Source organism: Candidatus Liberimonas magnetica, from assembly GCA_020523885.1.
Taxonomy (GTDB): Bacteria; Elusimicrobiota; Endomicrobiia; order Endomicrobiales; family JAFGIL01; genus Liberimonas; species Liberimonas magnetica.
The window spans coordinates 31,868-54,794 of sequence record JAJAPY010000005.1; the positions used below are offsets into that span (position 1 = coordinate 31,868).

Annotated in this window: 30 protein-coding genes; all 30 read right to left on the reverse strand. The window is 36.4% G+C overall.

Annotated elements, in window-relative coordinates; genetic code table 11:
* Positions 1-2: 2 nt before the first annotated feature.
* The gene (locus LHV68_05095) at positions 3-224 is read right to left on the reverse strand and encodes a hypothetical protein (protein ID MCB4791245.1); all 222 of its coding nucleotides are present in this window, start codon (positions 222-224) and stop codon (positions 3-5) included.
* A gap of 116 nt (positions 225-340) precedes the next feature.
* On the reverse strand, positions 341-565 hold the full coding sequence (locus tag LHV68_05100; GenBank protein MCB4791246.1) for a hypothetical protein: 225 nt from the start codon (positions 563-565) through the stop codon (positions 341-343).
* 82 nt (positions 566-647) lie between these two features.
* A complete protein-coding gene (locus LHV68_05105; GenBank protein MCB4791247.1) occupies positions 648-902 on the reverse strand; it encodes a hypothetical protein in 255 nt (84 codons plus the stop codon).
* Between the two features lie 107 nt (positions 903-1,009).
* Positions 1,010-2,386, reverse strand: a complete 1,377-nt coding sequence (locus LHV68_05110) for a hypothetical protein (GenBank protein ID MCB4791248.1) — start codon at positions 2,384-2,386, stop codon at positions 1,010-1,012.
* Positions 2,387-2,396: 10 nt separating this feature from the next.
* Positions 2,397-3,851, reverse strand: a complete 1,455-nt coding sequence (locus tag LHV68_05115) for a MoxR family ATPase (GenBank protein ID MCB4791249.1) — start codon at positions 3,849-3,851, stop codon at positions 2,397-2,399.
* A 78-nt stretch (positions 3,852-3,929) separates the two neighbouring features.
* Positions 3,930-5,201, reverse strand: coding sequence for a hypothetical protein (locus LHV68_05120; protein ID MCB4791250.1), 1,272 nt, complete (start codon positions 5,199-5,201; stop codon positions 3,930-3,932).
* Between the two features lie 112 nt (positions 5,202-5,313).
* The gene (locus LHV68_05125) at positions 5,314-5,628 is read right to left on the reverse strand and encodes a hypothetical protein (GenBank protein ID MCB4791251.1); all 315 of its coding nucleotides are present in this window, start codon (positions 5,626-5,628) and stop codon (positions 5,314-5,316) included.
* 12 nt (positions 5,629-5,640) lie between these two features.
* Positions 5,641-5,853 (reverse strand): hypothetical protein, encoded by a 213-nt coding sequence (locus LHV68_05130; protein MCB4791252.1) that lies wholly within the window; start codon positions 5,851-5,853, stop codon positions 5,641-5,643.
* Between the two features lie 9 nt (positions 5,854-5,862).
* Positions 5,863-6,630, reverse strand: a complete 768-nt coding sequence (locus LHV68_05135; protein MCB4791253.1) for a DUF945 domain-containing protein — start codon at positions 6,628-6,630, stop codon at positions 5,863-5,865.
* A gap of 27 nt (positions 6,631-6,657) precedes the next feature.
* Positions 6,658-7,053, reverse strand: a complete 396-nt coding sequence (locus tag LHV68_05140) for a hypothetical protein (GenBank protein ID MCB4791254.1) — start codon at positions 7,051-7,053, stop codon at positions 6,658-6,660.
* Between the two features lie 39 nt (positions 7,054-7,092).
* Complete coding sequence (locus LHV68_05145) at positions 7,093-7,551, reverse strand: hypothetical protein (protein ID MCB4791255.1); 459 nt, start codon at positions 7,549-7,551, stop codon at positions 7,093-7,095.
* 81 nt (positions 7,552-7,632) lie between these two features.
* The gene (locus LHV68_05150; protein ID MCB4791256.1) at positions 7,633-7,950 is read right to left on the reverse strand and encodes a hypothetical protein; all 318 of its coding nucleotides are present in this window, start codon (positions 7,948-7,950) and stop codon (positions 7,633-7,635) included.
* Positions 7,940-8,170: a hypothetical protein gene (locus tag LHV68_05155; protein ID MCB4791257.1), complete on the reverse strand. Its 231-nt coding sequence runs from the start codon at positions 8,168-8,170 to the stop codon at positions 7,940-7,942. The genes LHV68_05150 and LHV68_05155 overlap by 11 nt, the downstream gene beginning before the upstream one ends.
* Before the next feature lie 90 nt (positions 8,171-8,260).
* Complete coding sequence (locus LHV68_05160; GenBank protein MCB4791258.1) at positions 8,261-9,028, reverse strand: PD-(D/E)XK nuclease family protein; 768 nt, start codon at positions 9,026-9,028, stop codon at positions 8,261-8,263.
* Positions 9,029-9,112: 84 nt separating this feature from the next.
* Positions 9,113-9,520 carry a hypothetical protein gene (locus LHV68_05165; GenBank protein ID MCB4791259.1) on the reverse strand — a complete coding sequence of 136 codons (408 nt, stop codon included), beginning with the start codon at positions 9,518-9,520 and terminating at the stop codon, positions 9,113-9,115.
* 84 nt (positions 9,521-9,604) lie between these two features.
* The gene (locus LHV68_05170; GenBank protein ID MCB4791260.1) at positions 9,605-9,781 is read right to left on the reverse strand and encodes a hypothetical protein; all 177 of its coding nucleotides are present in this window, start codon (positions 9,779-9,781) and stop codon (positions 9,605-9,607) included.
* Positions 9,782-9,816: 35 nt separating this feature from the next.
* Complete coding sequence (locus LHV68_05175) at positions 9,817-10,098, reverse strand: hypothetical protein (protein MCB4791261.1); 282 nt, start codon at positions 10,096-10,098, stop codon at positions 9,817-9,819.
* 139 nt (positions 10,099-10,237) lie between these two features.
* A complete protein-coding gene (locus LHV68_05180; protein ID MCB4791262.1) occupies positions 10,238-10,411 on the reverse strand; it encodes a hypothetical protein in 174 nt (57 codons plus the stop codon).
* Positions 10,404-10,550: a hypothetical protein gene (locus tag LHV68_05185; protein MCB4791263.1), complete on the reverse strand. Its 147-nt coding sequence runs from the start codon at positions 10,548-10,550 to the stop codon at positions 10,404-10,406. The genes LHV68_05180 and LHV68_05185 overlap by 8 nt, the downstream gene beginning before the upstream one ends.
* Positions 10,551-10,580: 30 nt before the next feature.
* Complete coding sequence (locus LHV68_05190) at positions 10,581-10,721, reverse strand: hypothetical protein (protein MCB4791264.1); 141 nt, start codon at positions 10,719-10,721, stop codon at positions 10,581-10,583.
* A gap of 397 nt (positions 10,722-11,118) precedes the next feature.
* Positions 11,119-11,331, reverse strand: a complete 213-nt coding sequence (locus LHV68_05195; protein MCB4791265.1) for a hypothetical protein — start codon at positions 11,329-11,331, stop codon at positions 11,119-11,121.
* A gap of 329 nt (positions 11,332-11,660) precedes the next feature.
* A complete protein-coding gene (locus tag LHV68_05200) occupies positions 11,661-13,391 on the reverse strand; it encodes a hypothetical protein (protein ID MCB4791266.1) in 1,731 nt (576 codons plus the stop codon).
* A 23-nt stretch (positions 13,392-13,414) separates the two neighbouring features.
* Positions 13,415-16,024 carry a DEAD/DEAH box helicase family protein gene (locus tag LHV68_05205; GenBank protein ID MCB4791267.1) on the reverse strand — a complete coding sequence of 870 codons (2,610 nt, stop codon included), beginning with the start codon at positions 16,022-16,024 and terminating at the stop codon, positions 13,415-13,417.
* Entirely contained in the window at positions 16,024-17,538 is a 1,515-nt protein-coding gene (locus tag LHV68_05210) for a site-specific DNA-methyltransferase (GenBank protein ID MCB4791268.1), read from the reverse strand. Before LHV68_05210 ends, LHV68_05205 begins: the two co-directional genes overlap by 1 nt.
* Positions 17,539-17,598: 60 nt before the next feature.
* Complete coding sequence (locus tag LHV68_05215; protein MCB4791269.1) at positions 17,599-18,324, reverse strand: GIY-YIG nuclease family protein; 726 nt, start codon at positions 18,322-18,324, stop codon at positions 17,599-17,601.
* A 64-nt stretch (positions 18,325-18,388) separates the two neighbouring features.
* Positions 18,389-18,847 (reverse strand): putative molybdenum carrier protein, encoded by a 459-nt coding sequence (locus LHV68_05220; protein ID MCB4791270.1) that lies wholly within the window; start codon positions 18,845-18,847, stop codon positions 18,389-18,391.
* A gap of 104 nt (positions 18,848-18,951) precedes the next feature.
* Positions 18,952-21,924, reverse strand: a complete 2,973-nt coding sequence (locus tag LHV68_05225) for a hypothetical protein (protein ID MCB4791271.1) — start codon at positions 21,922-21,924, stop codon at positions 18,952-18,954.
* A 76-nt stretch (positions 21,925-22,000) separates the two neighbouring features.
* The gene (locus tag LHV68_05230; protein MCB4791272.1) at positions 22,001-22,168 is read right to left on the reverse strand and encodes a hypothetical protein; all 168 of its coding nucleotides are present in this window, start codon (positions 22,166-22,168) and stop codon (positions 22,001-22,003) included.
* Complete coding sequence (locus LHV68_05235; protein MCB4791273.1) at positions 22,161-22,565, reverse strand: hypothetical protein; 405 nt, start codon at positions 22,563-22,565, stop codon at positions 22,161-22,163. The genes LHV68_05230 and LHV68_05235 overlap by 8 nt, the downstream gene beginning before the upstream one ends.
* A gap of 29 nt (positions 22,566-22,594) precedes the next feature.
* Positions 22,595-22,870 carry a hypothetical protein gene (locus LHV68_05240; GenBank protein MCB4791274.1) on the reverse strand — a complete coding sequence of 92 codons (276 nt, stop codon included), beginning with the start codon at positions 22,868-22,870 and terminating at the stop codon, positions 22,595-22,597.
* Positions 22,871-22,927: the final 57 nt, after the last annotated feature.

Genomic DNA, 22,927 nt, shown 5'->3' on the forward strand with positions numbered 1-22,927 from the left:
AATCATTGTTCAATTTTATATTTATAATTTGGCTGAACATACTCAACATCCTTGTTTAGTTTTAATTTATTTATTGTGTCAAATAAATCATGGCGTTTTGTTTTATCAATAATCTTTAAATGGTACAAGTTGTTTTCAGTAGTTACGCGTTCGATTATTTGCAGGGAGTATTTTTTTATTATTTTATTTATGGTTTTACTTGTTGCTGTAGACTTAAATTTCACAATAAACTCATTATTAACATAATTTTGAGTTTCGGCGGTTAATATTATTGGGTAAGTTACAAGTATAAACAAAAAGAGTTTGGTGACTTTCATTTTTATGTAATGTAATCTTCATGTTATCTGGTCTTTCTAAATGCTTTCTCAACAGCTTCTTCAATTTCAGCTTCAGTTGTAGCTGAGCTAAGATCAACATTGCTGGCTCTGACTGCTTTGAGTATATAGTTAATAACCTGTCCATGCGTTATGTTTACACCCTTCTTTTTGAACTGCTTAATGTACTTTTCAATAAATTTAAACTCTTTTTCCTTGAGTTGTATATTATATTTATTCTTAGTGGCCATGATTCCTCCGTGTTTGTGTTATGCTGTTATGTGCTTATCAAAGGCATCTAAAAACCCCGTGGCAGTTGCCACAGGGTGATAGTTATTTATATTTCTTTATAGCAGTTATTATGCGTTTCTCAAGTTCCTTTTCATCTTTAATTTCATTAAGGTCGAGCTTGAGCTTCATCGCTGCCCGGACTATACATCTGATTATATAAGTACGAGGAAGTTTATATCCGCCGCGGCTTTTCATCTCGGAACTTATATGATAAAGCCATTCGTCGACTTCCTTGCTTAGAGTCAAAGGAATCCGGTGCAACCCTTTTTCTACGTTGGTTCTAAATTTTTCTGCCATAGCACAATAATTATAGATAATTTGATAACTATAATCAAATTAAACTCTATTCTGTTCATAAGTGCTTTTCACCTCCTCTTATCACTGAAATAATTGCAGTGATCTTATTAACTCTTAACTCCAACAAACACTCCCTCCAGGGATACCTTCCGGCTAATCAATGCCTTTGCCAGGTCACTGACAGAATAAGCATCGTTCTCATATCCAGTATCAAACATCACGTTACCGCGTAAATGCTTGATAAAGTACATGGTAAGTATCAGGTTCTTAATCGGATTGTCTTTGAGGACTACAAATTCCTGGCCATCCTCATCGTTTGAAGAATTAACCTTTACATATTTCCTGCCCGCAAAATATTTATCCAGCTTAGGCAATAGTTTGTTATATTCCTGCGTTGCATTGTCTGTATACCGGTCAATAATTTCGACCTTGTTCCCTGAGATTTTCTCGTCGAACTGCTTTAGTATCTCCCGCAACTTTTTGGCCGGGGCAGTTTCGTTGAGAAAATTCTCAATCATATAGTATTTAACCGCTTCCTTTTTAACTCCCGCATAGGATTCCAAAGCATTGTCTTCCTGTTCATAATTTATATTCGCAAAATAAACGCGAAGAACATTTTGGTTTTGTAATTCCTCTATAGTGCTTAAAGGTACCAAAGGGCAATACTTGGTGTCCGTTCCATATTTCTCTGCGAATTCTATTGCCAATACCCTATGCCTTTCTGAGTGAACACTTAATTCCGGATAGCAAGTCACAGTATCTCCTGATAACAGGGCATTATAGACTATGCATTCACCTTTTACAGGATATCTAAACTGAAACTCTGATATACTAGGTTTCAGTGATAAATAACCTTCCTGTGTGCAAATACCTTTAAGATAGTCACTATACCTGAAATTATGTACTTCAAGCCCATGTGAAATAAGCACCTTTTCAAAGGCTAGAAAGTCCTCAACTTTCAGGATTTTCTCAAGCGGAATATCACTCAGGTCCTCATAGCTTGTAATTTTCACATTCTCATCTTTGCTTTTAACAAAGGAACGCAACTCATTGAATTCCCTGTAACAACTTAAAAGAATATCCTTGGCTGCTTCCCTACCCCACTTCTTTTTGAGTTGTACTTTAGCAATTTCAAGCAGCTCCTGGAATTTAATGTCCGCGTCAACAAAATAGATATTATCCCGGATATCTTCAAGCAGAAGTTTTAGTTTATCCTTTTCGGAATAATCATATGCAGAATGACTAAACTCGTTAGAATAATCCATCTGTTTTAATTCCGGCGGCAGATATTTATCCTCATTCGTTATTTCCTGCAACCTGCTCCTGATTTTAGAACCGTCACTACAATCTTCCAGATTGAATCCCGGATGAATTCCTTCTCGCAGGACCTTTGAAAGTGGTACAGGCTCGCTTTTAAAACTCAACCTCTTGAAACTGCTGATTTCATTATCCGGCTTTAATGACAATTTATACACGCCAAGCATAACACCCTCCTTAGTCTATTAGTTTATTAAACGTTTCTATCTCTGACTGTATTCTTGCTTTTGTGGCCGTTATGTCTTCGGGTTTAAGCGTTTCTTTCTCAACTAAATCCCGGATGCAGGCATAGGCAACTATTTTACCCAGGTCTGTCTCCTGGCTAAACAGTTTCTCTATCTCTTCAACAAAATCTATCTGCTGATTCTTGAGCTTTGGAATACTCCCAGAAGTTAGGTTGCTGAAGTTAATCCGTTCGCTTAAGGATTCAATCATTTCCTTTGGCACAGTACCGGGCCTATTAGCTTCAACCTGCAAGGCAGAATAGGCAAGTAACGTAATATCTCCTTCAGAATTTACCATGTCATTCCATGCCTTGGTTTTTGCTAATTCTGAGAGATCGTACTTGATAAGCAACTCAGCCTTACGCATTACGTCCGTTGTAGTGAACAACTCATAGATCATATTGACCCTAGATATTTCAGAATCCTCCTTGAAATAGTCGCTTAACAGGTCAAAACAGACCTCAAACTTGTGCAGGATTTCTTCACGTTTGATTGAAGCATCGTTTAATCCTACAGGAATAGAGCTCTCTATCACATACTTTGCTCCATCAAGCAGGGCAGGCGATGCAGAACCGCAGATTCCTGCTTTTGCAAGTTCAACCGCACGATTTGCGAGTATATTTCTATAGATAAATCCTAGCCGCCTGCCATCAAGTGAGAGCGTCCCATTTGTCTCCTTAAGCACAAGCTCTGAAAACTTTGCCAGGAATACTGGTAATGTACTCATGTGTTCCCGCAGTTTCACGAAATGCTTGCCGGATTTCTTTAGAATCTTGCTTAATTCTTCACCGGTCAGCCTTGTATCGTTTTCAGTGACTGTTTTACAGTTCTTGCCTGAAGTCCATTCACTGATTGCAAGTGCATCATCTCCATTGACATGGGTTAATACCTTTATTCTGTCTTCTTCGCTCATCTTAAGAACTTCCGGCGGATATACAAACAATGCAAACCTGCCAATCAGGGCTTCATCTAACTGCTGGGCACCGGCATAGCTTGAAAAATTCATCGCGGAAAATACCCATTTTACTTTTGTGCTGATTCCCATGATTTTCCTGGACCGGATTATCTCAAGCCACTTGGACTGCATCTCAGGCAACGCCCTGTTTAACTCATCTATTAGTATAAACTCTTTATCCCAGATCGTGACTGTGCTCGGGATGTATTCAACCTGGCCTTTCTTAAGCAACTGGATATTTGGATACCCAAGAACGTCTTCAAACAAAGCCTTGCTTGCATCATAAGCAATAAACTTCTTTGCCAGCGATTCAGCAAGTTTGTAGATCACCTGTGTCTTAGCGGTCCCGTGGCTTCCTATGAGTAGAAGCGGATCCCCGGTAAGCAAACTTGATAGCAACAAATTCTCATCTTTTTCCTGCCAACCATAAATACCTAACTTTTCTAATAACATGACTACCTCCGTAGACAAAAAAATAGAGAGGTTTATTTTCCTCTCTTTTGCATCTTAAAACTTAACTGAAATTGAATCTTAGGCTACCACCTCCTTTATGTCATCAAGTTGTACAACATCCCCGAATGGTTGAAATTCAAGGCAGTTGTCTTTACCGTCAAATAGTATTGTCAGTATTTGCGGTTTAAAATTCTTTAGCTTTTCAAGAAGTTCATCTTCCAGGCTCGCGAAACCATCAGTAATCACTATAACGTGCTCATGCCTGTGTTCCAGTATGGAATTCGCAATACAATCAAAATCAGTCCCGCCTGTAGTTTCCACCTCGCCTTTCACCAAGTCAGTAAAAGGGATTTCCTTCACAGCATTTGAAAATGCGTAGATCTTGCCTATTTTATCCTTGATAGTCATAAGTATTCCCACAATGTCAGGTAATGCATTTTCAACACTGCCTGACACATCAAGATAAACTATTATCCCTTTATTCGGCCTTAAACTGCTTTTAGGGATGTAATATCTTACCGGATAAATCCCGCAGGATAGAAGCACAGCTGCACGCCTTAATCTGCATCCTGATAACAAGACAGGGGAGACTCTTTCAGCGTCGTTGCCTACAAAACTTTTAAACCTGGCTTTGACGCTGTTTGAGGCATACTTTTCAAGCATCTGCTTCCTCAATGTAAACTTACTTTTAAGAATCTCAATGAACAAATCTACCATGTTATCGTAGCATCCCGCATTCTTAAATTTTTCAAGAAGTTTTTCTTTGAGTTCGCTGGCTATCCTTTCAGCCACATCTGCCGGTATTCCATCACCGCCTGTATGAGATCCAATGAGTGTTACATTAGACGGTACGGTATCAGCAAGTATCCTGAGTGTCTGGATCACCTCGCCTGTAGTAAGTTTTGGCGATCTATAATATAGATTGGAATATAGGTTTTCAAATCTTGTTTCAGAAAGACTACTTTTTGGCCGCAATAGACCCGTCAAGCCTGTAGCAGGATAGAGTTTAGTAAAGAATTTACCACCGTCAGATTGCTCAGAGTACAATTTGCTTATCACAGCGTTGATTATACTGTCCGCGGCAAAGTTGTCAATCTTTCCTGAGCGGTAGATAAAGTGATTAAACATAGGATGGAGCAGCTCATGGAATACAACACAGAATAAATCTTGCTGAGTGTTTACATACTTATCAAGAAACTCAGGATTGTATTCCAATACACCATCCTTGTTAATGCACACCGTAGGCAAATCTCTATTTTCAACTGTCCTGCTAATAAACCTTGCTACAAATGATTCCCAACCGAGGGCTTTTCTCAATACGTCTCTTACTGTTTCAAGTGTTATCTGCATAGTGGCCTCCTAAAATAGATAGGGGAACAACTCTGATTAGAACAGAATTGCTCCCCTTGTTAAAGTTTCCTTCTTACGTTCTTCTACAACTTCAGGGCCTATAGTACCGTTTCTAACGGACCTCCGTGAAATAGTCTTTTATCCCGTGTGATGTGCACCACGCAGAGAGTTCTGCCGGTTCTATTTTTTTTGCTGTGAAATAGTAGCCCAATCTATTTATAAAGTGGCAACCCTGGATGACCAGACTTTTGCTTTCCGCATCAATATAGGTACAGGCCTTCCATTCAGGATTCTCTCGATGAAAACTTTCGGCTTCTTTGTAATCATCAAAGAACCTGTACTTTATCCTGTTATCCTTACAATATGCTTCAAAGTCCCAAGGACTGACTTCAAAGTATTTCTTCTTATCAACTTTATCTATCTTCATCTTAAACCTCCCTTAGTAACCGAGTTCATCGGCATATTGCTGGTCAATTTTTGCATAGCATTCTCCGCACTTAGGATCTTCAGCGTCTCCACCCTGGGATTTCACATACTGCTTTGTTTTAATATCCCAGGTCCATGTAATGTCGTCATACATTGTCTGGATAACGCTGTTCATCGGCTTATTACATGCCGGACAGATATACCTGCCCTGTTTATCTTTTTGCATGACAGCCTCCTATAACCCGAACGCACGGGCAACAATTTGTCCGACCTGATCTTTACGCTCATAACTCATCTTATCTGCATCATGGGTAAGCAAGTGCGTAAATTCTGAATACAAATCCCAGTTTGTTCGTACATTCGCGTTCCCTATAACTCTCTCTGAAACCCTGTCAGTAAGTCTCAGAGGTACGTGCTTTTCTAAAACGAGGTTTTCCAGGAATTCCTTAGGGCTGTCCATTGGTGTTTCGCTTAATTCTACATACCGTGGATATGTCTTTTCCTTAAAATAATCCATGGCCGTAGATGCATTCTTGAATATCCCATCTAACTCTAGGCCAGCGGTATGGCGATGAATTATCTCGAAAATATCGTGACCTATCCGGAGCCCATTTGAACATATAAACTGGTATGCTCCGAGTATAAACCCAAATTTAAGTAAGCCATCATAACTATTACTTAATGTGAGTGTTGGGGCCACGCTATCTATCTCGCCGTTTCGTGCTGTAACTTTGAAGGCCATATCCAAAAACGCGTACTTGGCATATAGCCTGGCACCGTTCTTTGTAACCTCCATTGACACCCGTTTATACGTTCCTATCTGTGCCAGAACCTTTTCAGCACTTTCTACAGCGTTCTTGTGCTCGATAAGCCGGTAGTTCTCACCGACAACACCTAATAACGAAAGGTCATCAGCTCGCCTGATCGCATGTTTACCGACGTACATACCATCAGCTGTAAATACCTGTTCTCTTTTTACTGCAAAATCAATTGTATTGTTCATTGTTTTATTCCTCCTATAAGATATCCTTCATTCTGCGACCTGCATGTACTGCTCTCGAGAATATTCAGGAACTTCTTTCTCAATAAGCGATTCAGCTAACACTAAAACGTCATCGAGATAACGTTCATAAAGTTCACCTTCTTCAACTGACTCATAGCGATATGTTTCTTGTAAATCTCCAACGGAGTTCGCTACAAATAGTTTTAATTCAGCAGACAGTATGATTTTCTCTTGGATGTTTAAGCGGTTAGCTTTTGTGGTGAGTGATTTTATTGAGAGACCGTCTTGAAGTAAGTCATAAATCCTTTCTACTTTCTTCGAGCCAATTGGAGTATCAGGTTCCTCTGGGATTTTCAATACTTCAAAATACTTGGCGTAAACATATTTTTCTATAGCGTCTAAATTTTCGCGGATCATAGACATAAACCCTCCCATTGTTAAAATTGGCACTACTTGTACTTCTTATTTAACCACATAACCCCATTTATCTGCTAAACTTTTAGCAACACTTATATCATTCTCTTTTTCGCTATTTCGCAGCCTTTCGTATAGCAGTTTCTTGTATTTATCAATTGCTATACACATCTCCCGGTTAAGGTCCTCGAAGTCGCCATTCAGCCACCAATTACCGCCATATTCAACGCTCTTAGAGCCAAGTTCACAGTCAAACTGCCGGATGAACTCTACTGTCTTGGCAGGATCGTCAAAATACGTACTGTAGAAGCCATTGCGGTCATAATGAGCAATGAACGAGCAATGCAAATGTAAATGCTGATATAACCTCTTTGTAAATTTACTGAAAAGATCCGGCTTCTCTTTGCATTTATTGGAAGCCAATGCTCCAATAAATCTTATCCAGTCTTTTAACACCAGCTGTTTTTCATGTGCCGTCATAAACTCTACATCTTTGAAATTGTTCATTTGTTTTAGTCCTCCCATAAATAAAATAGAGCAGCCCCTGGATTGAACAGGAACTGCCCTTACAAGTGCTAACCCTGAGACTTAATAGTCTTCGGGCTTCATAAAAGTAATCGCCTGAGTATCTGCAATTACCCAGATTTTGTCCTTCTCCAGCACACGGAGCTTCATGTCCGGTGTATCTTCAGGATCAGACTTCTTCAAGGCCTCTAATCCCTTGTTTACAAGCTTTACCCGTGTTTCTTGATCTTCATAACCGTCATACAAAAGGTTTGAAGTAAAAATAACCGGATAACGCCCGCAAAAACCGACCTTTGCAAGAACTCCATCTTCTATCGCTTCTTCAAGCGTGTAAGTGGAAATTACTTCTGCCTCTTCAAACAATCCTTTTTCATTTGTCATGGCTATCCTCCTCGATAAGTTCAGTTGCAAACTCCATATCCAATGGAATGTCGCATTCGCCGCACTTTGGATCATCAGCATCCTCATGCGTTGACTGAACATATCTCTTTACCTTAGAATCCCAATCCCAGCGTATTGAGTCATACGTTGACCAGGTTATGGAATTCATTGGCTTACTGCATACCGGACATACATACTTTCCGTCTTTATCTTTTTGCATTGTACCCTCCTTAAAATAATAAACCAGAGACAGCAAGTATCTGCCATCCCTGGTCTTTATGAACATGTGAACTTTGTGTACTTTGTACAACTACCATTTCCTACAGTGATCCTTGAAATCACAATACGAACAGACCATACTGCCTTCCGCTGGATAAAACAACCCGGATTTCATAGCTTCGGAAACGGATCCGATTAACTTCAGGAACCTGTTCAGCTGTTGTTCACTCCTTGGCCCACAACTCACAGAATTGACCTTAGGAACTTTGGTCTTGACCATACAGTCAAATACCAAACCTGTAGGCTCCTTGCCTTTTAAGAATTTAAATGCCAAATTGTAGCCCGTTAGCTGAATGTCCTCCTCAGCAGCGTTGACTGCATAACTCCTTTTCACGCATTTATGATCTCTGATAAAACCTTGTTCATCGATAATATCTATGTATCCCTGGAATGCATAAGGCACGTTTTCAAACTCTAGGATGAAGTGACTTTCGACTTCTACAGGGAATATTGTCGGAGCAATCTCTTCATAGTAGGCCTTCAAACAAGCAATCCCACAATCCTTCAGCTTTCCGGGATCCTCAGCCTCATCAAAGATGACTTCCTCAGCCTTTGTAAGCTCATCAAACGAGGTTGAATGGATTTCATAAAGCAGATCTAAGGGAAGATCTTTCCTCGACTTCACTTTTTCCTTATAGTTGACCTCCAGTGCTTTGTGAACGCTTTTTCCTAACAATAATGCCCCATTAGAAGGTGTTTTAATTCCCTCTACATACTTGAAGTAGTACTGCAAAGGACACCTGAGGAACATCTTTATACGGCTGATAGACAGCATTTCCTTCTCTATTACATTGACCATGATAAACTCCTATAAAAAAAAGATAAGCGGCAGCTTTGAGCTGGTTACAGCACTGAATTTTCATTCTGCCGCCGCTTTTACAGATTAGTGCGTTAGTTTTGGCTGGGGAATAGTAAACTTCCTGCCGACCACAGGACTTTCTGCAAGAAGCCGTTTGCTCTCAGACTTTATTGCTTCGTCTTTACTCTTGTCCGCGAGCCAAGCTACATACCCACGATCTGTCTTCACTACCTCCAGGACAGTTTTTCCTTTGTACTTTCCAAAACCAATTAATACAGCTTTTGTATCCTTGTCTTTCCCATTGCCTCCGTCAGGTTTACGGTAAATATCGCTAGGACCATTCCCGTTTTTGCTGATTTGTATGTACAGGCTAATGGCCAGCTTCACGATGTCTTCTGATGAGAAGACTACGCCCCGCTCCTTCTGCACTTCTTGGAATACGTCTATTGCAGTCAAAACCACTTCTTTGAGTTCCTTCTTTGAAATGTTCATTGTGATCTCCTTGCCCATTTGGGCATAAAAAAACAACCCTATATTTTATAAGGTTGCGTGTTAATACTTTCTTCTTAACTTCTGTTACTTTTGTAGCATGCTTTTGTTGCTCTGCCGGACAGCACGCCTGGCCATCAGAAGCCCAAGCTTCTTAAGCAGCGTACCCCAGACTTTGACTGTAGCCAGCCCAACTACAATAAAATCCGTCGCCACTAACCCTACTGTCACCACTTTCCGAAATACCGTGTACGGTATCTTCATTTGTCATCACCTCCCATTTGTTCGCGGATAAACAACTAATACAGCCAGTGCTCAAATGGATTGGCTTCTTCAATGTACAAACCGCATGGAATTCCGAATCTGTGCTTAACCTTTAATCCAGATATCCCATGTTTGTTCTTGTACATTGCCAAATAGGCTCCAAATCCAATTGACCCGGCCAAATTACTTATACCAGCCAGAAAGCCAATACCTGTGAACGCTAAGATAACGGCACTGAGCAGATAGTTCAAAATCATTCCGCCAAGTATTGAAGCACAGAATAACTTCTGTACTACATGGGGAAAGGCCTTAAACATGGAAATTTGCACGACCGCCATAATCGCGGACAGAAATACAATAAATGTAATACTAAACATGTTTCTTCACCTCGCTTTTTTACGTACAGGATTGTTTCTCGACTTTAGGCATGTGTTTGGGTAGGATTTACTGCGGAAACTACTCTTGTGTGACTGCTTCTTTCTGTGTTGCATAATCAAGCAGATCTTCAATCACTTTCATCTGATCTCCAGGATGCAGATATGCCATCAACGAACGGAATAGGAATTTCGTTGTATCTATATCCGGAATCCTTTCTACTAACTCTACTGTTTTGTCAAATGTTCTAGCCATTGGTTTTGTCCTCCTTTTTTAGATTAACTTCATTGAGCTTTACCAACTCGTACACGCCCGAAACGATCAACGCGTCAATAATTAAGAGCGTTAATACCGTCGCTGATACGTTTTCTACTTTACTAATGAACTTACGCATGATATGCCTCCTTTTTGATTTTTTACTTCCTTAAGCTTTTCTTTTACCAGAAAATATTAAGCCAGCTCCGTATTTTCCGGCAAGTAAAATAACAAACCACTGTAAAATTTCCAATACAATAAATGCTACAGTTAGCACTATTGCAATCCACAATGGATGTTTGTGATCCATAGGCCCTCCTTTTAGTTATTTTCCAGACTAAAATACCTGGAATGACACCTTGACTGCCCACACCAGAGATCTAAGAGAATAATCCCCAGATCTGACGGTGTGCCTGTAAACAAATTTAATCCGATTCATATACCTTCACCTCCTTAGAGTATGCTCAAGGCAACCTGTTTAAATTCTTCGGAATCAACGTCTAAAGTGCCGATATATCCCGTGAGAATCTTGTCGCCTTTTTCTGTGCTGAATTGCAGGAAAGTTAATTCCCATGTTTTGGGATTAATCTTCCTGAATTCTTTCAGTCGTAAGTCTACTGTCCACCCTTGAAAGACTGGAAGTATTCTTATGCTAATCACCTCCCGTTATAGATTTAACTACGTGTAAATCTCACATCATTTGTTTCTTACTTCTCCACTAATTCGTTCTTTACTTCTACTACTTTAATCTTCACTTCTTTTACTAATTCATCTTCTTTTGATAGATATTTATCTATCATTGTATGTTTACCAATGATGTATTTATCTAGCTTGAAGATTTTCATAATTACTCTCGTAATGATAAACATTACAATAGTAATTACGACGAACCTTACAACGTCTTCAAATAATTTAATCATGTTGATATCACCTCCCTTTTAGAAATTTGGCAATAAAAAAAAGACCATCGTAACTTTGATAGTCTTCTTTTTAGACCCCGGCTTGGCGTAAATTAGAACTTACTTAAGATATTTATACAGTAAGTGACCCCCGCGACTGTCTAATAAAAAAGGCCACTATAGGAAACTTTTATTCTGTATAGATTTTCTCGTGGGAATTTTGTGATTTTTTTCGAGCTAATAGGAAATTTCTAAAATCTGGAAAATCCTGTGCGGATATTTTGGGATATTTTTGAGGCTATAGGTGTTTTTTAAGGGGAAGTAAGGGCACAGCGTCTAATAATGAAGAGTTAAAGGACTAAATTATTTTGTTCTATTTTAATTCTAATATCTTCTATTTTATTAATTGTTTTATCCTTATTTATTGCTAAACCTGATATGTAAAGAGCTTTTCTTAACATGTTAGAAAGCAATTCATTTAGTATACTTATTGATGTTTCTGATAAAGCTTCATTTTTTTGATTATGTATAATATAATTTGAACGTATTACAATCAAATGCAATATTCTCTTTTGAATAATATTCAATTGCTCGGCCCACTTAACTTTATACTTTGGGTCATTATCATAGTACGTAATTATTGTAGTCAAACTTGAAGCAAGGTCCTTCCCTTCGGCACTACAGCCAAGAGTTTCGAGACCTAGCCATAAAAAGATATACTTATCAATCTCACTATTACTTTCTATTCCTTTTCTATACATACTTAAAGATCTTAACCATGTATAGCATATTCCCCTATTATCATTATTTAAGATTCCTAATAAATTCTTAAATATTTCATTAAAAGAATTATTACTTATGCTTACTCTTGGGTATTTTTCTCTTCTCCCATAGACAGACCATTCCAAACCTTCATTACTAGACACACAGTAATTGTTTAATTCCACTTCATATTCCAGTTTTTCTCCCATTGAGAAAATAACAGTATCGAAAAATTGGCTTATCTTTTCCTTGCATTTAGTTTTTGCCTGGTCAACCCCTAACGATTTCACTTTGTCAAATATTGCTATATATTTACCTTTAAATAACTCGACCGGAAACTTAGCAAATTCTTTTGAAATGCTATCTTTTTCTACTATTCTAAATCCGAACACAGAATCTGTGTTCGGAATCTCTTCATTAAAAACAATATCTATTCCGAAAGCTAGCAGTAGTTCCTGTTCATTCGTTATTATATCGATAAAAGATTTAATGTATTCGTGGTAATTTGCTTCATCTTTAAAATAATTCAATAATTCTTTTTCTTCTATTGTGATATTGTTTTTAATAAGAATATTGCCAATAGTATTTGCTATTGGGTAAAATATCCATTTTTTTCCAAGCCAAATTATGTTTAAAGTGCCTAATAGAGTACAGATTTTATCAGTAACTGCATCAACTGTTATATTACTTGCATCCATTTCACCAATTAAACTATGTAACTGTGCATTTTCCAGGCTATCACTTTTATTAATAAAAGTTGCATAATCTAATACTGCCCCTACTATTATTTCAGGTAATACTACTTTCAAATTAATTTGATTTTTACTCTTTAGTATATTGAACAATAATTCCAAATATATATCTTCGGAGGTATTATTAGCAATATTTTCCCAATATTCACTAGTTTTCGTGACTACTTTCACATCAAACAAACATTCACAGATTCTTTCCAATAAATCTCTTTCGGGATCTTCAGGCAAATCATCTTTAGCAGGTGACTTTCCTAATGGATAAGTAAAATGAGACTTTAATAACAACCTAATTAGATTTTGGGCAATTTCATAAAGCAACGGTTTTGGAAGCTGCTTATTTTCGAAATGCTCTACATCACCACACCTCTGTTTCAGCTTATCAACATATTCTAAAACTAATATTTGCTGAAGTAATTTCCCATTGTCTGCTTTTGTTTTACTATCATACCAGTTTTGATCTGTACTACCAATAGTTTGAAACACTTTTAAGAAAAGAATCTCATAAAAGCATTGCTGGGTGACTAACTGAAGTTCTGATACACTCGTAGTATGAATATTTTTATACATAAAGTTATTTTTTAAACTATTAACTATTTCTTTACTTTGTTCTTAATCTGTGTTGTAATATCTCTGCCTTTGTCATCTGTTTTATATACTATTAAGAACAGGCATTTGCCGTTACTTTTTGACTCCCAAAGTCTACCGATATTATCTTTTTCTTTTGTATCATCTGACCCAGTCAATTGACCGCCTTTATATTCGACCGCAAGTATTCTGCCGTCTTTTAATTGAATCATGAAATCCGGATAGAACTTGTCTGTTGAGGTAGGCAGCCAAAATGAAAACTCCGGCTGCCTGGGCAGATTTTTTACCCAATAATCAACTTCGCCAAGAGTATCTATAATCTGAGCACATTCAAACTCTTCACCATCAGATTTTAAATCGCCAATATTTACGTAGAAATGTTTTTTAAATCTGTATGCTCCCTGGTAATAGTTATCGTGTACTGGATAGTTATTGGGATCAAACTGCATGGAATATTTAAAATCTACTTCCATTTTTGAATTATTGCTAAAAAGAAGATCCTGAAAACCCCTTTTCATCGCCGCTTCTCTGGACATCTTAATCTTTTTTTCGATTTCTCGCTTTAATAAGTATCTTCCTATAACTACCGCATCTATGGGCAGCTTTCTTGTGTCTAAAAGATGCTCTACCACTTTCCTTATGTATTCGATCATTTTTATTTGAGGCACATCTACTTGTTGCAGCTGTTTATCAAACCATATAACAAGCTGAAACTTATCCCAATTGGAATGCAAATTATCAACCTCAAATTCAGGATGCTCTGCTGTCTCATAGACAATTTTCTTATTTTCAATATCAAATTTATATGCCCTTGCTTCCTGAGATAAATTGAACTCGCTTTCGCTTAATTCAGCAGAGTAATCCAGAATATTCCATTGAGAGGATTCTAAAAACAATGAAGGTTCGGGAAGTTCAAAATATCCTTGATAAAAAACGGATAATTGCGGGACTTTGAATATTTTGCCTTTTTCTGCGGGCGATAAACTTACATCTTGCTGTGCCTTAAATAAATGGAGACTATTAACTATCCTATTTTGTTCATTCTTATCCTTTGAAAAAAGGGATGCTATATTGGTCTGCATTGTATCTGTTATGGCACATTCAAGTTTTATGATAGTGCCTTTTTCATTTACTTTTATATCAATCTGCTTTTTCACCTCATCGAGAAGTTTTGTTGTGTCAGCTTTAACTGGTGATTCTATTATGAAAGAAATGTTTTTCTTATTCTCCGGTAAGTCATCTCCAAAAAATAGCTTTGGTTTCAGGTAAGCATCCGCTTCCAGTTCCTCAAAACCCATGTTTATGAGTTTATCTTTTAAATTATTAGCTGCCTCTAAAAACCTTTCGGATATTACATAAGCATACGCATAATTTAATTCCGGCACTTTTCTTTTGACTGCATAAGGCATACGAAGTACCCTTCCAAGTATCTGCTCTACATCCGTACTAGAGCCTATATTAGCTACAGAGCAAAATACATAAGCAAACGAGCAGTCCCAGCCTTCTTTCAAGGCTTCAATGGTAATAATATATTCTATCTTACATTTTGGATCAAACAGGTCTATTCCATCAATCTCCCGCTGTGTGCCTGTTGCAATCGCTACTTTATTAGCAGTTATCTTTTCTTCTTCAATCAAATACTGTTTAATAATATCTACTGTAACTTCATGGTTTTTGCTTTCCGCCTGTATTAGAGCCATGGGCCTTATATACTCATTTTCATTTTTAGCTAGTTCAGACAGTTTATTAAGCATAATTACAGTTTCGTGCAAGGCATTCTGCCAGTTTTTATGCTCTGTAAGCATTATTGGCAGTTTAATCATGTTCTCCGCTTTTAATTCTGATGCTGTTACACTGTAGAGTATGTTGCTTCCATTTTCATCTGTTGTATTAGGTGTAGCCGTAAACTCAACAATACAGGCAGGGCTTACCCTTTTAAGCGTTTCAAAAGTAAGGGATGTCCTTGCATTATGTGCCTCATCCATAATCACTAAAGGTTTATGGAAATGACATAGATTAGCAAACGATTGAATAACCTTATTTTCACTGTCTTTATCTAACCCCGGATAATTATCCGGTATTTTTTTAAAATGACTGTCAAACCAGTCCGGACGAGAAGCATATATCTTCCTTCCTGTCTTATCTTCCACGCGTAAAGTAGCCAAAGTACCAACTACAATACAAACAGTATTCTCAATATCTTGAGTGCGAATATTATCAACATCTCCTATATCAAAAACAGACACCTTCCCATTAAAATGTTCATCTATCACCTGCCTATAAGAGTTGTCCTTAGATTGCAATGCTTTTAATGTCTGATTGCGTATAGCGTTTGTAGGAACAAGCCAAAGAACTAGGGGAAACTCTTTTTCCAAGTAATTCTTTGATGCTATGTTTATAGTATGTGCAGCAAGCAGGGTTTTACCACCGCCAGTAGGAAGCCTTAAACACGCATACGGAATACTCCCTAGTCCATAAGTTTCATATCTTGTTGCAATACCCTGCTCTTGCTTAATTTTTAGATATGCTTCAGATGGCAGACCAAAGCGAGCTTCAGTTAGAAACCTTGTAAGTACATCTAAAGTGTCTTTTTGATATTTCTTTAGCTCATGCATTAATAAGACCTCACATCATAAGGAATTTGTTTAAATACTATATTCAACCGCTTTAAATAATCCTTACTCAAAGTAGATATTTCACCGTAAATAACCTTCGGCCCGTCATATTTCGGAAGCTCCCTTAAGATGTTTCTAGTAAGCACATTTCCGCCTTCAGGCTTTTTGTCTCCAAGTATTCCATTATAAAGAAGATAATATCCTGTTCCTTTATAACTTCCCAAAAATGGACTGTTTTTAATGCTTCCCGCTGGGGTTTTTGTTTCATAAAACCAAATATGAGATGCAAGAGTTTTAAACCGCACATCTGGATTGATAGTACCATCAGAATTAAACACAGGAGCTCCAAGCTTAAAGAACCTGAAACCTCCACCACCTTTCCAGTTTTCGATTTCAGATATACCACCTTCTTCTCCATCTATAACTTTTTTAAGTCTTGGCACACAATGAGTAACCGCATGTTCACCCATTTCTACGCCAATCCAATTTCTTTTCATTTTATGAGCAACCGCAGCAGCGGTGCCTGAACCAAGGAAAGAATCTAGAACCCAATCACTTTCTTTGGAAGCCAATGTAAATATCCGCTGGATTAAACGCTCTGGTTTTGGCGTGGAAAACACTTCATCTATATTAAATACTTTCATTTCCTTTTTTGCTTCTTGATTGTCTCCAACTTCTGTCCTATACCAAATAGTTTTAGAAACACTTCCTTCTTTAACTTCTGAAAGAAATCTTTTAATTCTAGGGACATTATTTCCTTTTTCGCCAAACCATATTCTATTGTCAGCTATCATTTCCTGTAACTTATCTTTTGACAATCTCCAACAATAACCAGAAGGTGGGTTTACTTTTCTACCTGAGGGTGTAACAATTGTATAATCTGTTGCAGCAGAATATGTTTTCACTGACACATCTCCTGATGTCCAAATCCCTCTTGGATCATTGTCAGGATTTTTATATCTTGCGTCCATATCATCTGTCCGCGGCAATAAATTAGGTCTCCATTCTTCCTTATTTTTTGCGTACACAAAAATATGATCATGGCTATCAGACAACCATTTTGCATCATTCTGTGGTGAAAACTTCTTTTCCCAAATAACATTTGCTACAAAGTTATTTCTGCCGAATACTTCATCACAAAGCACCTTTAAATAATGCCCTTCTTCATCATCAATAGAAATCCAAAGAGTACCTTGCTCATTATCCAATAACCTATGTAAAAGTTCAATACGTGGCTGCATCATGCTTAACCACAAAGAATGTTCCAATCCGTCATCATAATGCTTAAATGCATTGCCAGTGTTATACGGGGGGTCAATGTATACACACTTTATCTTACCAGCAAAAACCGGCAGGAGCGATTTTAATGCATCCAGATTATCTCCTTGAATTAGCATATTGGAAGCATCCTTATTGCCATAAGAATGCTCTTTATCCTCATCAAGCAATCTAAACGGTACTTTATTAGCCGCCAAAATCGCTTTATCTTTATTTGACCATTCTATTGTTGGCATTATTACCTCAGGATATCTTTCTCTGTATTTATTATTAGTTCTATTGTATCATTTTTAGCATTATTTCCTTAATTCGTTAAGTAAAACCCATTCACCAGGAGACCTTTGATATTGCCAGCACGTCCAGCCATTCCTACTTCTTTTTGACGCGGCCGCCGCAGCTGCAAGAGAAGGTGAATAGAATGTTTTATTTTTTAGTCTTTTGTAATCGGCACTTGTTCTGTCAAAAGTAATTGTCCCATCCGTACGAACATGTGCAATAAAAAGCTTTTTTTTCAGTTTATATCTGATGTGAAATCTTTTTTCAACAAAAGGTGCCAAAACTGCAACTTTGCCTTTTTTATTCAATATCTTTTTATTCAATTCTTTTAACTGTTTCTTTTTACCACAAAATATATTTTCCAACTCAATATTCAATGCTTTTTTCAAATCATTGCGAAGTTTTCTTTTCAGATCTTCTGCTTTACCAAATTTACCACGTTGTTTGTTGCCTTTTCTGTCTATTATCCTTAGCAGAAGAGCTTCGAGTTCATGCAGGTGTTCTCCGCTAGTTGTAAGGTATATACTAAAACTATCCCAAGCATTGGCATGTCTATCTCGTAGATGACGTTTTAATCTAGTTCTTAAATTGGAAGCTAGTCCAACATAATACAGCTTGTTATTTTTATATAAGCTATATATACCATGTCTGTGACGCACATACTTTTTAATTACATTTTGATATTTTTCAAAAGCTCCTCTAGAAATATTTTCTAGATACTGGCATACTAAATTATTTTTTAACATTTGGAACTCCTTTTAAAATAATAATTTCCGTCATTCCTATTATATTTATTATCTTATTCCTGACTTATATCATCTTCAACGCTTCACGCAGAGTTTTACATGTCTTCTCATAAATCCCAAGTTCTCCGCTTTCCCTTGGACCAGCAATATTCAATGCTCTAGGCTTCAATATTTTAAGCCACTTGGCTATATTTTTAACGTGGTCCTTCTTTTTATCTTGAAAGTCAATAATCAGATAAGGTTTATGTAGTTTTTCGCATATTTTAATAGTTAAAGCTGTTCCTTTCCCTATCTTACCATCTACAAACATCAATGTTCCATCGCTGTCTTTAACATTCTTTTCTGTCCGTGCTGGATAGTTATCCGTAGATAGCTCAGTCATTGACTTGTATTTGAGATCAAGCGGGCCATCTTCTGTCTTCCTGCCCTTTGGCAGGGCACCGCCATACTCTAATCCTAAGGCAATAGCTACATCTAAACCTGCCCTATCTGCCCCTGTTTGTCCACCTGATATTATTTTCATTTTTTATTTGATTATTATAGAATATGAATTAAAATCATTTTTTAAAGTTAGTGTAGTTAGGGAAACCTGACTTCGAATTTAATTACAAGAACTCTGATTTAAGCCTAAGAATTGTAATTAATTATTTCATACTTTTGTTGTCGATTTCCAAAGGCATATTTTGTTCCTTCTAAGATATTAATTATTTTCTCCTTAATTATTTTATTTTCGATACCTCCAGTTATGTACGATGCTTTGAATTTATTTTTTTTATCTAAATCGCAATATACGACCTGCTCAGCATCGCAGACCACTGCAAGATTAGGATTATGAGTAACGATAATAATTTGTCTTCTTTTCTTTGCGTCTTTAATATATTTTACTAGCAAGTAATAAACCGATTCATTATCCAAGTTTTCTTCTGGCTGATCTATTACTAAAGGAATATTACTTTGATCAATTAATAAATAAAATATAAGTAAAACAGTCCCCCTTTCCCCTGGCGACAGATCTTCAAGCGTTTTATCACCCCATCTTAACTGGTAATCGATCTTAAGAAATCTAAGTAAAAACATAAATGCATATAAAGACCCTTTACTTTTCCCTTTCACCAATTGTTCCCCTATATCAGAATTATTTCTTATTGCCCCATTAATTTCGTCCAAAAATGATATTACATTTTCGCATTTGTTAAAATCATATTTTTGAATTATCTCTATTAGTCGCTCTCTCCCTTTTTCAACACCTTGAAAATAACCCTTTCTTCCTTGGTCAACAAAAGATAATAAATTATCTACAAAACCATTATCCATCAAAATACCAGGTGAGAAATCTAGCTCCATGCGTTCATTTTTGACTTTTTCTTTACTAATGAAATTTATTACTGGCCTATAAAGATCTTTATATACTTTTATTTTTTCCTCATATTTGTTAAATATCTCTTTAATCGAATTATTTCTCCTATCAACAACCCCTTCAATATCTTTTCTTAGAACATTTTTAACATAATCTACATTTTTTCTAATTTCACCTATCTCTTTTTTCTTAGATGTAAGTAATGTTTCCCAATCCTTGTATTTATCTAACGATTCCTGATACATTTTAGTAGGCTCATTCAGTTTCTTTTGTTCATTTGTTTTACTTTCGATTTCATTTTTCAATTGCTCTAAAAGACCAACTTTCTTTTCACTTTTCGACGTCTCACCTTCAACCTCACATTTTAATGAAGATTTCAAACCTTCCAGTTCTTTTAATTTATTTTTTATTAACAACATTGAATTTGTTAAATCTAGTTTAACAACATCTTCAAACTTATTTTTCAACTGTCTCTCAAAACTCTCTCCAATATCTTCAATTATTGCCTTGTAAGTATTTTTCAAAGCATTGATTTTGCCTTCTATTATTTTAACTTCTTCTAAATCCGAATTAATGGCTAACTGACTTTTCTTGTTCTTATCAATTTTCTTATTTATTGCCTCAATTACTTTGTTTATTCTTTCAATGTTTTCTAAGCATACTTTCTGCTTCTCCACTATCTTTTCGTCTTGCTTTGGATGTTTAGGCTTTCCAGGTTTTTGTTTAACCAACGCTATCAACTCGCTGCTTCTAAGTTCTAACTCTTGATTTATTTTATTCTTGTATGCTGGCTTATCCTTTTCTTCAAGTTCAATAATAGCAGTATTAAGCTTAACTATTTTATCTCTTTCCATTTCAATAGCATCATCTATTGTCTTTGTTCTATATTCAACTAATTGCTTAAGATTATTAGCATTCAACTTTTCTGAAATATCGATATGCGAAAATATTACATTATCTACCTCTTCTTGAAAACTTTTATCTATATTATTACAAACCCTCTCTAAATAGTATTGCGGAATACACTTAACTCGCTCTGGCTCGCCTAGCTCTGGTTTGTAATTTAAGCTGTGAGAATATGTTTTATTATTTTTCCATTTTATTGTTGCTTTAAAATTATCTGCCAGCTTGTTTCGATTAAATTTATTTTTATGCAAGAATGAAAAGTCTTCACTGTTCTTAGTATACCCCATTAGTCCTATTGTTTCTATTAAAGCACTCTTTCCTTTGCCCTTGTTTCCGATGATTGCAACAAGCCCTGTGTTTAAATCGATTTTGCTATCAAACCACAAATCACTTATTTTCGAATTTTCATTTTTATGTATTTCAATATTATCTATATATTTTGTGGTATTCTTTTGAATAAATTCTAAAATCGGAGGTGTTTGACCAATATAAACCCTATCTTCTGGTTCCCTAACAATCTGTTTTAGGCCTTCGAAAGTAGGATCTGCCTTTATCCAGCAATATTTTTCTATCGGTTTTGAATTTTTATCTTTTAAAGCCCCAATTGGATAGTTAGCATTATGAGAATCACTTCCCTTTATACATGGTTTTCTTTTTTCAAAATGCTCATAATACTCCTTTGTCGCCCCTAAAAAATAAGTTATTTCTTTGCTATTTGCAGACCCTATGATATGTGCACTATTGATTAATGCAGGTTTGAAAGGAAAATTTTTCGATACTATTCCATCAATTCCGCCGTATTCGTCGTAAGGAAGAAGAATTAAATAGTTATTACTTAGTTCTTCCAATCTGTTAAGCTCATGCAAAACATTATCAAAATCCACTGTCACATCATTCAGTAAAGCCGTTTTGTTATTATAAATATCACCTATTTTACCATCTTGTCCTGAAGCTTTTTTATAATTAAGTGATTTTACAAATACCTCTATAGCTGGAACTAAATCTACATTACCTTCTTCTCTTAAAGGATTAAATATTATATGAAAATTTATTCTAACCCCAGAATCTTCTCTTGCACGATTTGCCAACACATTATTCATTCGCATTTCGACCACTGGAAGAAGCATCTTTTCCTTAATATCTTTTAATTCATCTCTTATCTTCTTATACCCATCTACAGTAAAATAATCATTTATTCCTACTACAGCACAATCACTATTTCTAATTTGCTGAAGTAATTTAGCATATGTACCCACATAACCTTCGGAAGCTGGAGAATGCACATGCAAATCCCATTTCCTCCACTCTGACCCACGAGGAAACATATTATTACTCATTATACCTCCATTCACTAAGTGCTCGAGCTGTCTCTTTGTAATTAAAAATAAATTATTTGTTTTAAAGGTGTTTTTATCAATTTTTTGGTTTTAAACTAGCCGCTGCAAGATTCTTTACTTCTTCCATGATCTCTTGTCGTGTTGCTATCTCTTTTCGCTCAAGTACGTTTATTATGGCTTCCTGGATATAAACAAGCGTTCTTGCAGTTTCTTCTAAAGTAACTTCTTTTATTTCTTCAGGCATTGTTCACTCCCTTCTTAACAAGTTCTTTTGTAGAAAAATTAGAACTGAGTATCATATCGATTTTTTTATGATTTGCAAGGTTATATTCGTCCCGTTTAAGATTTTTAATCTTTGCAAAACACTCCTTATTATATTTGTTTAACCTACGTTCATTTGCGATTAAAAACTCTATTTTATTCTTCATTCTATCTACTATCCCGTTCAAATATTCCTTCTTGGTTCTAATGGCATTCCTAATATCGGTCTGGAATAATACTTTTATGCCAATTTTAATGATAGCATTATGAACTGCATCTTCATACTCGGAATAGTCATCATATCCGTTCGGATTAAGCAGCGGGATAACTTTATCAACAATATCTTCAACATTGTATTTCTTGTGAATTTCGTATTCCATAGGTATACAAGCCTTTTATTTCTTAAACTTTATTCTGAACCAACCATATATTCAGTAAATTTATTGCTCCACAACCTATAATTTATCGTTCTACCTGTACTAAGACCACCATTATCAAGCGTCCAATAATAGCCCTCTGGGGCCTCAGGAAGGGGGGTCAGATCATCTGAGCGGAACCATATCCCTTGCCGGACTTCATTATCGAAGTCAGTTTCATCTTCGCTGTATTTGTTCCAAAAGGCTGATTTGACGTTCTTAAATTTTAATATGGTTTTCCTGAGTTTTTTGATTATATTTAGAAACAATCAAAATCTTCTATTACGACAAAAGATTAGCCCTGATCCCAATTGCATTTAAATATC